14 protein-coding genes and 1 riboswitch are annotated in these 13,707 nt (G+C 32.6%); of the genes, 9 read left to right on the forward strand and 5 right to left on the reverse strand.

The window, feature by feature from the left end; all coding sequences use genetic code 11:
* Nucleotides 1-5 precede the first annotated feature (5 nt).
* Entirely contained in the window at nucleotides 6-1,040 is a 1,035-nt protein-coding gene (locus tag B3040_RS13445) for a FecCD family ABC transporter permease (RefSeq protein ID WP_291574600.1), read from the forward strand.
* Nucleotides 1,040-1,813 (forward strand): ABC transporter ATP-binding protein, encoded by a 774-nt coding sequence (locus tag B3040_RS13450; protein ID WP_291574139.1) that lies wholly within the window; start codon nucleotides 1,040-1,042, stop codon nucleotides 1,811-1,813. The genes B3040_RS13445 and B3040_RS13450 overlap by 1 nt, the downstream gene beginning before the upstream one ends.
* A gap of 90 nt (nucleotides 1,814-1,903) precedes the next feature.
* Here the strand turns inward: B3040_RS13450 and B3040_RS13455 are convergent, their stop codons facing one another.
* The 5 genes from B3040_RS13455 to B3040_RS13475 all read right to left on the reverse strand — a co-directional run bounded on the left by B3040_RS13455 (nucleotide 1,904) and on the right by B3040_RS13475 (nucleotide 4,989).
* Complete coding sequence (locus tag B3040_RS13455) at nucleotides 1,904-2,119, reverse strand: transposase (protein WP_291574142.1); 216 nt, start codon at nucleotides 2,117-2,119, stop codon at nucleotides 1,904-1,906.
* 189 nt (nucleotides 2,120-2,308) lie between these two features.
* Entirely contained in the window at nucleotides 2,309-3,139 is an 831-nt protein-coding gene (locus B3040_RS13460) for an energy-coupling factor ABC transporter ATP-binding protein (protein ID WP_291574144.1), read from the reverse strand.
* 15 nt (nucleotides 3,140-3,154) lie between these two features.
* Nucleotides 3,155-3,967: a cobalt ECF transporter T component CbiQ gene (gene cbiQ, locus B3040_RS13465; RefSeq protein ID WP_291574146.1), complete on the reverse strand. Its 813-nt coding sequence runs from the start codon at nucleotides 3,965-3,967 to the stop codon at nucleotides 3,155-3,157.
* Entirely contained in the window at nucleotides 3,915-4,247 is a 333-nt protein-coding gene (locus B3040_RS13470; RefSeq protein WP_291574148.1) for an energy-coupling factor ABC transporter substrate-binding protein, read from the reverse strand. The genes cbiQ and B3040_RS13470 overlap by 53 nt, the downstream gene beginning before the upstream one ends.
* 1 nt (nucleotide 4,248) lies before the next feature.
* A complete protein-coding gene (locus B3040_RS13475; protein ID WP_291574150.1) occupies nucleotides 4,249-4,989 on the reverse strand; it encodes an energy-coupling factor ABC transporter permease in 741 nt (246 codons plus the stop codon).
* A 261-nt stretch (nucleotides 4,990-5,250) separates the two neighbouring features.
* Nucleotides 5,251-5,442, reverse strand: a riboswitch (cobalamin riboswitch).
* A gap of 285 nt (nucleotides 5,443-5,727) precedes the next feature.
* Between B3040_RS13475 and B3040_RS13480 the strand changes: the two genes are divergently transcribed.
* From B3040_RS13480 to anmK, 7 genes are all read left to right on the forward strand, one after another.
* Nucleotides 5,728-6,036, forward strand: coding sequence for a PTS sugar transporter subunit IIB (locus B3040_RS13480; RefSeq protein WP_291574153.1), 309 nt, complete (start codon nucleotides 5,728-5,730; stop codon nucleotides 6,034-6,036).
* A 15-nt stretch (nucleotides 6,037-6,051) separates the two neighbouring features.
* A complete protein-coding gene (locus tag B3040_RS13485; protein WP_291574155.1) occupies nucleotides 6,052-7,362 on the forward strand; it encodes a PTS sugar transporter subunit IIC in 1,311 nt (436 codons plus the stop codon).
* Nucleotides 7,363-7,509: 147 nt separating this feature from the next.
* Nucleotides 7,510-8,832 (forward strand): 6-phospho-beta-glucosidase, encoded by a 1,323-nt coding sequence (locus tag B3040_RS13490; protein ID WP_291574157.1) that lies wholly within the window; start codon nucleotides 7,510-7,512, stop codon nucleotides 8,830-8,832.
* A gap of 56 nt (nucleotides 8,833-8,888) precedes the next feature.
* Nucleotides 8,889-9,203, forward strand: coding sequence for a PTS lactose/cellobiose transporter subunit IIA (locus tag B3040_RS13495; RefSeq protein WP_291574159.1), 315 nt, complete (start codon nucleotides 8,889-8,891; stop codon nucleotides 9,201-9,203).
* Nucleotides 9,204-9,333: 130 nt separating this feature from the next.
* Nucleotides 9,334-9,621: a hypothetical protein gene (locus B3040_RS13500; RefSeq protein ID WP_291574161.1), complete on the forward strand. Its 288-nt coding sequence runs from the start codon at nucleotides 9,334-9,336 to the stop codon at nucleotides 9,619-9,621.
* A gap of 133 nt (nucleotides 9,622-9,754) precedes the next feature.
* The gene (locus B3040_RS13505; RefSeq protein WP_291574162.1) at nucleotides 9,755-12,424 is read left to right on the forward strand and encodes a sigma-54-dependent transcriptional regulator; all 2,670 of its coding nucleotides are present in this window, start codon (nucleotides 9,755-9,757) and stop codon (nucleotides 12,422-12,424) included.
* 61 nt (nucleotides 12,425-12,485) lie between these two features.
* Entirely contained in the window at nucleotides 12,486-13,646 is a 1,161-nt protein-coding gene (gene anmK, locus B3040_RS13510) for an anhydro-N-acetylmuramic acid kinase AnmK (protein ID WP_291574165.1), read from the forward strand.
* Nucleotides 13,647-13,707 lie beyond the last annotated feature (61 nt).

Consider the following 13,707-nt stretch of genomic DNA (forward strand, 5'->3'; position numbering starts at 1 on the left):
ATTTAGTGCGACAGCCCCTTTCTATTGTACTTGTGGCTATCTTAATTATTTCCATTCTAATAACGGTAACAATGGGTTCTGTTCATATGTCCATCAAAGAAGTATATGAAATTATAATATTTAAATTATTTGGTATTGGTGATGCTGCTCTATTATCTAAGGGAGCTGTACATGATATTGTATGGTTTGTAAGATTTCCAAGAATTATTTTAGCAGTTACAGTAGGGATAGGGCTTTCAGTGTCTGGAGTAATTATGCAGGCAATTGTAAAAAATCCTTTGGCAGATCCGTATATACTTGGAATTTCATCAGGAGCCTCTTTAGGGGCTACATTAGCAATTATGCTTGGTGTAGGTGTTTTTTTGGGCAGTAATTATGTAGGTATATGTGCCTTTATAGGAGCATTTGCTATATCTATACTTGTTTTAACGCTTGCAAATGTAAAAGGAAGAGCAAATTCAATAAAGCTTTTGCTATCAGGTATGGCCTTAAGTTCAGTTTGCTCAGCTTTTTCAAGTTTTATTATATTCATAGCTAATAATAGAGAAGGTATGCAGAGTATAACATATTGGTTAATGGGGAGTCTTGCAGGTGCAAAATGGCAAAATATAAGGATAATTCTTCCCATTGTAATTTTAGCTACATTATTTTTTATTACTCAATATAGAATTCTTAATTTAATGCTTCTTGGAGATGATGTTTCTATAACTTTAGGCACAGACTTGCATAAGTATCGACAATTTTATCTAATAATTATATCTGTTGTAATTGGTTTTATTGTATATTCATCAGGAATGATTGGATTTGTAGGACTTATTATTCCCCACCTAGTAAGAATGGTTTTGGGAACAGATCATAAAAGAACTATCCTATTATCAGCATTAATAGGAGCTATATTTTTAGTTTGGGCAGATGTTCTATCACGAATTATAATACCAGGAAGTGAACTTCCAATAGGAATATTAATTTCTATGATAGGCGCTCCATGTTTTGTATATCTTATGATAAGCAAATCCTATGGATTTGGAGGTGATACTTAATGGAGATAAATACTTTAGAGATAGAAGCATATTTAGGAAATAGTCATATTTTAAAGGGATTAAACATCCAGGCAAAGAACAAAGAATTTGTAGGAATTATTGGACCTAATGGTAGTGGAAAAAGTACTCTATTAAAATGTATTTACCGAACATTGCAACCATCTAAGGGAATTATATTTTTGGATAATAAAAATATCAAGGATTATTCATTGAAAGAAAGTGCGAAAAAAATGGCTGTGGTGTCTCAACATAACAATTATAGTTTTGATTTCACTGTTTCTGAGATGGTTTTGATGGGACGTGCACCACATAAAAAGTTTATAGAAAAAGATAACGCAGAAGATTATAGAATTATGAGAGAGGCTTTAGAAAAAGTAGGTATGATAGATTATGCAAAAAGAAGCTACTCAACCTTATCAGGTGGAGAAAAACAACGAATAATTCTTGCAAGGGCACTAGCACAAAAGGCAGAATGTCTTATTCTGGATGAGCCTACAAATCACCTTGATATAAAGTATCAACTTCAGTTTATGGCTACTGTAAAAGAACTTGGAGTCACAGTGATAGCTGCTATTCATGATTTGAATATTGCTGCTTTATATTGTGATAAAATTTATGCTTTGAAAGCAGGTAAAATTTTAAGTCATGGAACACCAAAGGAAGTTTTAACCAAAGAAGTAATAAAATCTTTATATGAGGTTGAGGCTAAAGTTATTGAGGATAAAGAGACTGGTATTTTGAACGTTATTTACAAGTCAATTCATGTAAAATAATGATTTTAGTACATATGAAAAACAGTATTAGAAAATGGGCTAATACTGTTTTTCATTTATATAAGTAATTTTTTACTTACACTTAGAAGTTTAATTATCAAGATTTCTTAGCTTTCCATCTTCAGGCTTAAGGTGTATACTACTAGGAAAGGATGTTTCAAGTGCTTGTTTATGCTGCTTAATCCATCCATGCAATGTGGTTGATTTTACTCCCAAATCTGATGCTATTTTAAGAACTGACTCTCCTGAACTTTCAACTCTTCTTACTGCTTCAATTTTAAATTCCTTACTGTATTGTTTTTTCAAACTAATTATTCCATTCACTTTAAGTACACACGAGTTCTTCGTGTCTATCAAAGTGGGTAAGGGTCACATAAAAACAATACTGACAGCATATAAATAGCGGTGTCAGCTTAAATAAATTCAATATACTTTGCTCTAGGATTGCATTTTCTTATAAAATACCTAATTCAGCTTCCACGGTCTTTAAGGTTCTTAGAAGTTAATTAAATCCAAAAGTTGTTTTTTATTCCTTGGAGCAAACTCACTATTCAATAAGCCCTTATGTTTCATAGCTTCATAAACCTGAAAAACCATAGGCTTTTCTATAGAGCCTGCTTCTATCCAATGATCATTTTGAAAAACTTCTTCTGGGGTACCTTCACCTACTAGTTCACCATCTTTAAGGATAAATATGTAATCTGACCAAGAGTAAGCAAAATCAATATCATGAGTTGATAAAAGTAAGGTAGTTCCAGTTTTATTAATGTCATTTAGCAACTCCTCAATCATTGCACTATGCTTAGGGTCTAAAGATGAAGTAGGTTCATCTAAGATAATTACTTCTGGTTCCATAACTAAAATATCCGCAATAGAAACCCTCTTTTTCTGACCATAACTCAAAAAATGAGTAGGCTTATGTTTATATTCAAAAACATTAGTATCTTGAAGAGCTTTATCTACTCTACGTATTACTTCAGCTTTTTCCAAGTTTAAATTCATAGCACCAAAAGAAACTTCTTGATAAACATTAGCAGAGAAGAGTTGTATATCCGGATCTTGGAACACAATGCCTATCTTTTGTCTAATTTTTTTCAATTCTTTTTGAGAATACTTAAGAGGCATGTTATTGAAGACTATTTCACCTTTAGTTGGTTTTAGTATGCCATTAAGGTGTAAGAATAGAGTAGACTTTCCAGCACCATTTATGCCTAGAAAAGAAATTTTTTTACCACGTTCAATCTTTAAATTCAAGTTATTAAGAGCTTTAGTACCATCACTATAGCTAAAGGTTAAATTATTTAATTCAATTATATAATCTTTCATAATTGGCCTCATTTCTTACAGTAAAATTGATAAAATTATAAGCAGTGATTCTAAGAAAAGTATCTTTGGAATAGACAAAAATTCTTTGAAGTTATCTTCCTCAATTACATTTAAATATCCAGTGTATCCACGAGCTTCAAGAGCTGTAAAGGTATCAAAGGAACGTTTGTATGATTTAACAAAAAGATTTGAACAAAGAAGAGTTATAGACTTCATAGAAGTTTTAGTATTTAAATAACCAAGCCTTGAGTTTTGAGAAATAATAATATTTGCTGATGTATTAAGTAAAATAAATATAAAATAATATACAAGAGACATGAGTTCAATAAACAACACTGGAACCTTAAATTTTTTTAATGCAAGCAAAATGTTTGTCATTGGAGTAGTAACTGTTAAAAAATATAAACAGCTAACTGCCCCTAAGGATTTGCAAAAAACCTTCCAAGAAGCCCATAGAGTTTCATAGGTTGAACCAATATAAGTGTTAAAGATTTTTATGTATAGTAAAGCACCTGTATTCGATTCTAATTTGTTAATGGCTATGGTTAAAACTCCTGTGATTAAAAATGCAGTTGGAACTAGTAGAAGTTTAAGGTAAAGGGAGAGTGGAACTCCCCCTTTTACAATTGCAATATAAGACATAAGTAATAGTATAACTATAGAAATATATATAGAATTACTATATATGCAGAGGAACATGGTACTTAAGGAAAATAAAAGTTTTTCCATGGGATTACTGTTACTAAGCTTAGAATTGTAAGCATAACTATCTATGTTAAGCATTTTCGCTCCTATTTTCATGGTCAGCAGACTTTTTACCTTTTCCATAACCTAAGTAGTATCCAATTAATCCAGCTCCTAGAGCTGCTTGAAGAGCAAACAATAAACTTTCTATTTCACCACTTGGTGGTTCCCAAATTGATGAAAACCAAGGGGTATAATCTGGATTTATTTCTGTGATCAGCTCTTCAGCTTGTCCGTCTGCACCACCAAATTCTGCCCCTTTGTTAAGGAAAAGAGGTAATACTGCAAGAAAAATAACTAGTGCAATTATAGTCAAGTTGTTAGGAAAACTTTTATGTTTTTTTTCTTTAATCATAGTTGACATATTAAACCTCCTCACTTATAACCTTTAAGTCTTGTAATTCAGAGTAGTTGTAAGCTTTTATTGCTTTAAATATTAATACTGTAAGCAAACCTTCACTAATTGCAAGAGGAATTTGAGTTACTGCAAATACTCCTAAAAACTTGATTAATGATTCTAAAAATCCTCCAGTAGTGCTGGGATATGCAACTGCAAGCTGAATAGAAGTTACCACGTAAGTTGCTAAATCTCCAAGAGTTGCAGCTAAAAATACCGCAAGCCATTGAGAACCTTTGGCTTTTATAATTAATTTGTAAGTATAATAAGCCACTAAAGAACCTACAACAGCCATAGAAAAAGTATTAGCTCCTAGAGTTGTAATTCCACCATGGGCTAGCAATAGAGCTTGGAAAATTAAAACTATTAGTCCAACAACGCTCATAGCTGTAGGTCCAAAGAGAATCGCACCTAAACCAATTCCAGTAGGATGAGAACAGCTACCAGTTAAGGATGGTATTTTTAAAGCAGATAAAACAAAGGTAAAAGCTGCTGCTACTGCTAATATAAATTTTAATTTTGGATTTTCTTTCAGCTTATTGTTAATAGATTTTAACCCTACCACAATAAAGGGTAAAGTTACTACACCCCAGGATATGCTCCAAAGTGGAGAAAGAAACCCCTCCATTATGTGCATGGCAAACACTGTTTTAGTCAGCGTAAGACAAAATAAAAGTGACATAAGAAAAATTCCACGTTTTTTTAGCATAATTAATGCCTCCTTATAAATTAATTTTCATAGTTATAGCTTTAAGAAAAATAGAATACACTAACAAAATAAATTTATTTATTATTTAAAGGAAAGCCTTAATTATTGCTTATTGCAAATAAAAAAACCTAACTTTAGAAAAGTTAGGTTGCCATATTAACATAATTATAAACAGTGGGTTTATTTAATCTACTTTATAAACTAAGTTCACAAAGAGAAAGTACTATTTAAGCATATTAGGCATATAAACTTTCCATGGAAGTGTATACCAAACATTAAGCAGGTCTCCTGACTTATAGATCATAACTTATCCTAATCCTTCTCAAAATTTCTTTCAATGGTTTATTTAGGTAAGCTCCCTAGTTACAGTGGCCGGACCGTTGGAGACTTTCACTCCATTCCCTTTTAATTCTCCATACTTTTTATGGAAAAACTCAATGTACGAAATATTCTATTTTATTTAAAGTAAACTATCTAATGTGATTATAAGCAATAACATAAAATATGTCAATGTTTTCGCCCTTGTAGAATTAAAGGGGTTTTTTATAGTTTTACTGAAATAATTTAACTTCTAGTAGTAGGCTACAAACAAAGAAACACTGTATCAAAAAGGACTTAGTGTATCAGTCAGTGAAATGATTGATACACAGCCATGTAAACCTTTAGATATAAGAGTGTGAAAAGTTGGCACGGTTTTTGCTTTTATATTAGTGTAAACATATTTAAAGGAGGTGCCATATGAAGGTTCTTATGGTGTGTTCAGGGGGAATGTCTAGTGCCATTGTAGTTAAGGCTATAAAAAAGGAAGCAGATAAGCAAGGCTTTCAATTAGAGATTAAAGCCGTGGGTACACAAGAGTTTGAAGAAGAGCTTAAGACAGGAACATATGACCTTGCCATAGTTGCTCCACAGGTTAAACATAGATTCAATGTGTTTAAAGAGCAAGCAGCAAGTGCTAATGTACCAATAGAACTTATTGTTCCAATGGGATATACACCAATAGGTGCACCAAAGGTACTACAGCAAATTAAAAAATATATGAAGTAAGGGGGATTAGTATTTATGGAAAGATTTCTAAAATGGGTTGAAGAAAAATTCATGCCTCCAATGGCAAAGCTAGCTGAGCAGAGACATCTTAGAGCAATCAGAGACGGTATTATATCAACTTTATCCTTAATTATTGTAGGTAGCTTCTTTTTAATTATAGCATCACCACCAGTAGAATCTTGGGCAAAAGCAGTAGCACCTTATGCAGGTAAAATCCTTATACCTTTTAGAATGACAATGGGACTAATGTCTCTTTATGCAGCTTATGGTATGGGGTATAGTTTAGCCAAATCTTATAAGTTAGATGGAGTTTCCGGTGGAGTTCTATCATTAGCAGCCTTCTTATTAATGACTATACCTTTAAATATGGATGCAGTGCTAAAGGAAGCCGCAAAAGCTGGAGTGCAAGGAGCTAATACTGTAGGTTGGATCCTTCCTATGGGTAACCTGGGAGGTGCAGGTATGTTTGCAGCAATACTTGCCATGATTTTTGCAGTTGAGGTACTGAGGCTTTTAAAGAAATACAATATAACAATTAAAATGCCAGAACAAGTGCCTGAATCAGTAGCTAGATCCTTTGAAGCATTGATTCCAGCAGCAGTTATTATCGTTGTGGTTTGGTTTGTAAGAGTATGGTTAAATTTCGATATTCAAAGCTTCCTTATCAAAGTGTTCTCACCAATAAAAGGTGTTGCAGGAAACAGTATTTGGGGAGTTATAGTGCCAGTATTCTTTATTTGTCTACTTTGGGCTGCGGGTATCCATGGAGTTTCTATTGTAGGAAGTATTTTAAGGCCTGTATGGTTAGTACTGCTTGAAGAGAATGCATCCTTATTAGCTGCAGGTCAACCAATGGTTAATATTTTACCAGAACAATTTTTCCAATGGTTTATTTGGATAGGAGGCTCTGGTGCAACCTTAGGTCTTTGTATATTAATGGTGTTCTCTAAGTCTGAGTATCTCAAGAGGGTAGGTAGGTTCTCCATTATTCCAGGAATATTTAATATAAATGAGCCTATTATCTTTGGAGCTCCAATGGTTATGAATCCATTGCTAGCAATACCATTTATCCTAGGACCTTTGGTAACAGGAATAATTTCCTATGTTGCAGTTTCAATGGGTATAGTTGGTAAGTTTGCTATTAATGCACCATGGACATTACCAGCACCTATAGGAGCATATTTTGCAACCAATGGTAATTTACCAGCAGTGATATTAGTTTTGGTGAATATATGTATAACTACATTGATTTATTATCCTTTCTTTAAAGTGTATGAAAAGAAAATGATTAAAGAAGAACAAGAAAGCTCTAATTTAGAAGCATAAAATTTTAAGTAGCTTAGCCATAAAGTATTAAAATTATAAATATAAAATACCCCTTTATAAGTATAAAGAGAATAATATTAAACTGGCTAGGCTGCTTAATCTTAAATAAGAATAGTTTTATTTACATATTAAGAGAGGAGGAGCTAAATGAAGGGTTTAAAGATAGCAATAATTGGTGGAGGAAGTAGCTATACTCCTGAAATAATTGAGGGATTTATTAAAAGAAGCAAAGAACTTCCAGTAGAAGAGATACATTTAGTAGATATTAAAAGTGGAGAAAATAAGCTTAATATAGTTGGAAATCTTGCTAGGAGAATGATTGATAAAGTAGGGGCAAATATAAAAATAATACTTACCTTTGATAGAAAAACAGCACTAAAGGATGCAGACTTTGTAGTTACACAGTTTAGAGTTGGAGGGCTACAGGCTAGAGCTATGGACGAAAGATTTCCTTTAAAGTATGGGGTGTTGGGGCAGGAAACTACAGGTCCAGGAGGCTTTGCAAAAGCTCTAAGAACCATACCAGTAATTCTTGAAATATGTAAGGATATAGAAGAACTTTGCCCAGAGGCTTGGTTAATAAATTTCACTAATCCTTCGGGGATTATCACAGAAACAGTACTAAAGCATACTAAGACAAAGTGTATAGGACTATGTAATGTCCCAATACACATGACCATGAATATAGCTAAAATTCTTGAGGTAGAGCCTAAGGATATATTTATTGATTTTGTGGGGCTAAATCATCTTTTATGGGGTAAAAAGGTTTGGCATAAAGAACAAGATGTCACATCTAAAATAATTGAAGCATTCTTAGATGGTGAAAGTTTAACAATGAAAAATATTGCAGATCTAAAGTGGGATGGAGAGTTTTTAAGAGCACTTAACATGATTCCATGTCCTTACCATAGATATTATTATATGACTGACACTCTTGTTAAAGAAGAAAAACTTTTAGTAGACAGTGGGAAGGGCACCAGAGCAGAGCAGGTGCAAGAAGTAGAAAGGGTTCTCTTTAAGAAATATAGTGATCCAAGTTTAGATGTAAAACCTAAGGAATTAGAGAAAAGGGGAGGGGCTTATTATTCAGAGGCGGCTGTATCTTTAATAAGCGCTATCTATAATAATAAGAGAGAAGTTCATGTAGTGAATACAAGGAATAATGGAGCAATTTATCAGGTTCCTGAGGATAGTGTAATTGAAGTAAATTGCTTAATTGACTCAAGAGGAGCCACACCCTTAAGTTATAAAGAAAGACTTCCAGTAGAAATAAGTGGACTAATTCAACAGGTTAAAAGTTATGAAATTTTAGCAGTTGAAGCAGCAGTTAAAGGGGATATAAATAAGGCATTAATGGCTTTGGTGGCAAATCCGTTAATTCCGTCTGTAGACACTGCAAAAAGCCTTTTAAAAGATCTGTTGGAAATAAATAAGGATTACTTACCGCAATTTATGGAGAAGCAGTGGTAAATCTAAATATTTATTAATAAAAATAATTGCTCTATGGATAAAAAGGGGGAATTTTTATGGAGAATGAAATTTTTGAAATAATATCTCATGGTGGAAATGCCAGAGCCTTTGCTTTTGAAGCAATGAGGGCAGCTGAAGAGGGAAAAATAAAAGAGGCTGAAGAGTTACTAGAGAAAGCAGAAGAAGAATTGAACCTGGCTCATAAGACACAAACAAAGCTTATTCAAATGGAGGTAAATGGAGAAAGTCTTCAAATGTCACTACTCATGGTTCATGCTCAAGATCATCTTATGACTGCCCTATCAGAAAAAAGCTTAATTGAGCATATGGTAAAGTTATATAAAATTATTCACAAAAATAATCTTGTATAAATGTAAGGTATGGATTTAATCAGACACTTTATAAGTTATTTCAGTAAAGTTTACTTATAGCTTAACATAGAATTTCCTAGTAAAAATCAAAGCTTTATAAATAAGAAAATGGAATTAAGGAGAAGTGTATATGTGGTCAAAGATGTTGTATGTTGTATTACTGATGGTAATAGTGCTAGCTTCAGTAAAATTTACTAAAGCTATGATGAAAAAATTTAAGCTTAACAGGTGGATTATAGGTAGTGTAGCACCTTTTGTTTTAATAATTCCATCCTTACTTTTTGATAAAATCCATCCAGTTGTTTGGAATATATTATCTATTATTTTTTCAGTAATGTGCATTATGTTTTTTGAAATATCTAGAAATCTTCTTGAAGAAGGTAAATATAAGGGTGTAATAAAATACAGTAAAAAATAATGAAAACAAAGAAAAACACTGAAAAATTTTAGTATTAAAGAATTAAGGATAAAATTCTTCCATTGCAATTTATCATAAACACCAACTTGTTTAGCATAGTATGTGGTAGAGAAGAAAACAAGGCGGTAATAATATGAAGCATTTAGAGATATATAATGCGCTGCAAAGTTTATGCAATAATCAGCAAAATGGTAGTGGAAAGGCTAAAGGGTTTACTGCAGAGGAAGTTGCAAAGCTAATGAATATGAAAAGACCAAATGTAGTGAGGGAGTTCGCAAAATTAATTAATGAAGGGCTTATGGAAAAGACTACTGGAAGACCTGTACTTTATTATGTAAAAAACTATAATAAACCTTCAGTTGAAAGGACAAATGAAGCTCTGCTTTTAGAAGACTCAGTGTTTAATTCCATAACTGGTAGAGAGTCAAGTTTAAAGCATTGTATAACTCTTGCTAAAGCAGCAATAATTTATCCACCAAGGGGGCTCCATTGTCTTATTGCAGGAGAGACGGGAGTTGGAAAGTCCTTTTTTGCAAAAACTATGTTTAAATATGCTTTGCAAACAAGAGTTGTTAAAGATAATAATAGATTTTCCGTGTTTAATTGTGCAGATTATGCTAATACTCCCCAACTCTTAGTTTCTCAAATATTTGGAGTTAAGAAGGGAGCCTTTACGGGAGCCACTGAGGATAGAGAAGGAATCATAGAAAAGGCAAGAGATGGGATTTTGTTCCTGGATGAAGTTCATAGACTTCCACCAGAAGGGCAAGAGATGTTATTCACTTTAATGGATGAAGGATATTATTCTCCCTTGGGAAGCACAAAGCAAGTTGCTATTAATTTAATGATAATATGCGCTACCACTGAAAATATAAATTCTTCATTACTTAGAACTTTCACTAGAAGGATACCAGTAACCATAGCTCTACCACCTCTTAGGGAAAGAAGTATGGAAGAGAGGGTAGAACTAATTCAAACCTTTTTAGGGGAAGAATCAAAAAGAGTTGGGAAAAAAATTGAAGTTCAAGGAGAAGCTTTAACAGCATTAATTAACTATGATTGTTTTAATAATATAGGAGAATTGAAAAGTGACATTCAAATTGCTTGTGCTAAGGCTTTTCTTAGAAGTATGTTTTCTCATGGAAACGTAAAAGTTCATATGGAAGATTTCTCACAAAAGGTAAAAGCTGGACTTTTAAAAGCAAAAAAAGTAAGCAACATGGATAGTAGTCTAAAGTTTTCAAATAACGAGGAACTTACAATGGGAGATATGGAAGAGAAGTATAAGCTTTCTAAAAATATTTATGAATTCATTGATAGTAGAAGCGAATTCCTCAGATCCTATGGCTTAGAGCAAATAGATATAAAAGGAAAGCTATCGGATGAGGTAGAGGATTTTATTAATAGGTATGTGGCAAGCATTAAAGATAAGCATGAGTTTAAAGAAATAAAATCTATAATAGATAATAATATTTATGATTTACTAAGTAATTTTATATATGTTGCAGAATATAGATTGAAGAGAAAGATTAAGAGAAATACCTTTATAGGATTATTAATTCATATTGATGCCTTTTTAAACAGAGCCAAGATAAAAGGTATAATAGAAAATCCTAAAATTGATGAAGTGAGAAAGAAATATCCAGAAGAATTTAAGCTAGCAATGATTCTTGCGGACAAGCTTCAAGAAAAGTTTAACATTATAGTGCCTTTAGAAGAAATAGGGTTTATTACTATGTTTTTTGCAGCTGATGGAAAGGAAGTTCAAAAAAGAGTTACTGTGATATTAGCTATGCACGGCAATAGTACGGCAACTTCTATGGCAGAGGTAGTCAATGAATTGTTAAACACAAATCATGTTATTGGCTTTGATATGCCCTTGTCAATGAAACCTGAAGATGCACTTCAAGGTATTGAAAAAATTATTATAGAAAACCATGAGGGGATGGGAGTATTACTTATGGTGGATATGGGATCTTTGAAATTTTTCAATACAATAATAAGAAAAAATACGGGAATAGAAGTAGTTACTGTAGATATGGTGACTACTTCTATGGTAATTGAAGCCACAAGAAAGGCTATTATGAATAAAGAACTACAACACATTGTGAAAGAATTAAGTCATGGCACTAAAGTAATAGAATGTAAGGCTAAAGAAGAAGTAAAGAAGTCTGTAATTATAACTGCTTGCTCTACAGGGGAAGGAACAGCTCAAAAACTCAAGGAATTTATATTCAAAAGTTTTACTGGAGAAAAATATGAAGTAATAAATCTAGGAATTAAGGATGGAAAAAAGTTTCAAGAGGCAATAGAACAGCTAAAAAAAGAAGCTAATATTAAAGCTGTAGTGAGTCCATTTAAAATAACCATTCCAGGCATAACTTATATACCGATGGATAAATTTTTTAGAGAGTTCATGGATACAGATTTTAAAGATTATATTAGTGATGAGTCTCTTTTAGAAAACATTAAAACTATATATAAAGATTACTTAAATTTAAAGGACTCAGAATATATAGTGAATAAACTAATACAACTTATTACTAAGATAAAATATACCTTTGATATACATTTAGACAGTGAAAAGTTGAATGGCCTTTTAATGCATTGGGGGGCATTAATTCAACGCTTAATAGAAAGAGAAGATACCTATAAATGCAAAAACTTGCAAACTGTATTGAAAAGGTATGGTGAACTATTCGAAGTCATTAGACGAGAGGTTATGGAGTTAGAAGCTAAAGTCAACATTACTTTTTCAGACGAAGATATAGGAAATATTATTGAAATATTGGTAAATATATAGGATTGCGGTAAGGCTTCAATGTGTTATCAGAAAATAGAAATATAAAGGAGCTTGGTTTAGTATGGAAAAGTATGCAGTAGGACTAATGTCAGGTACTTCTTTAGATGGCATAGATGGTGCTTTGGTTAAAATACAAGGAGTAGGTGTGAGCACGAAATTAGAGCTTCTTAATTTTATTAATGAAAGAATTCCAGAGAATATTAAGGAAGAAATAAGCAATTGTTGTTTAAAAGAAAAGTCTAATGTTGAACTTATCTGTAGCCTAAATTTTAAGTTAGGTTATTTGTTTAGCCAAGTAGTAAAAAAGCTTTGTAAAGATGCAAATTTTCCCCAAGATAAATTAGACTTTATTGGGTGTCATGGTCAAACTATATATCATATTCCAAGAGGCAATGGGGAAGTAGCAAAATCTACTCTGCAGATTGGAGAGCCAGCGGTAATTACCTATGAAACTGGAGTAACAGTAGTTTCTAATTTTAGAACCATGGATATGGCAGCTGGTGGACAGGGGGCTCCCCTAGTTCCTTATACTGAATATCTTTTGTATAAGTGTAAAAAGAATAGAGTGCTTCAGAATATTGGAGGAATTGGTAATGTTACAGTAATCCCTGCTAACTGCAGTCTTCAGGAGGTCTACGCTTTTGATACAGGACCAGGGAATATGGTTATAGATGAAGTAGTAAGAAATCTAAAGGGATTACCTTATGATAGAGATGGAAATTTTGCAAAGGATGGAATTGTTAATCAGGGGCTTTTAGAAGAATTATTAGCTATGCCTTACATTAATATGGAGCCTCCAAAAACTACAGGTCGAGAACTTTTTGGCAAGGAATTTACAAAAAAAATTTTAAGTAGGAATAAAAATATATTGCCTGTAGACTTCGTAGCTACAGTAACTGCTTTTACAGCTCACTCTATTGTGAAAAACTATAGAAAGTTTATATTTCCAAAGGTGAAGATAGAAGAAGTAATTGTAGGTGGTGGTGGAAGTTATAATAAAACCCTTATTAGCATGATAAGACAGTTACTGCCAGAGTGTAAGGTTATGATTCAGGAGGATTTAGGGTATTCCTCTGATGCAAAGGAGGCTATAGCCTTCGCAATTTTAGCCAATGAAACCTTAAATGGTATTGAAGGGAATATAATTGGTGCTACGGGAGCAAAAGAAAGAGTAGTTCTAGGAAACATAACTCCAGGGAAAAACTTTTTCAAAGGGAAATAAAATCAGATTATATGTGTGTGGAAAGGCTAGTTTATTAGAAAGTATGACTTTAAAAGGAGTT

The sequence above is a fragment of the Clostridium sp. UBA4548 genome (assembly GCF_002387895.1).
Taxonomy (GTDB): Bacteria; Bacillota; Clostridia; order Clostridiales; family Clostridiaceae; genus Clostridium_J.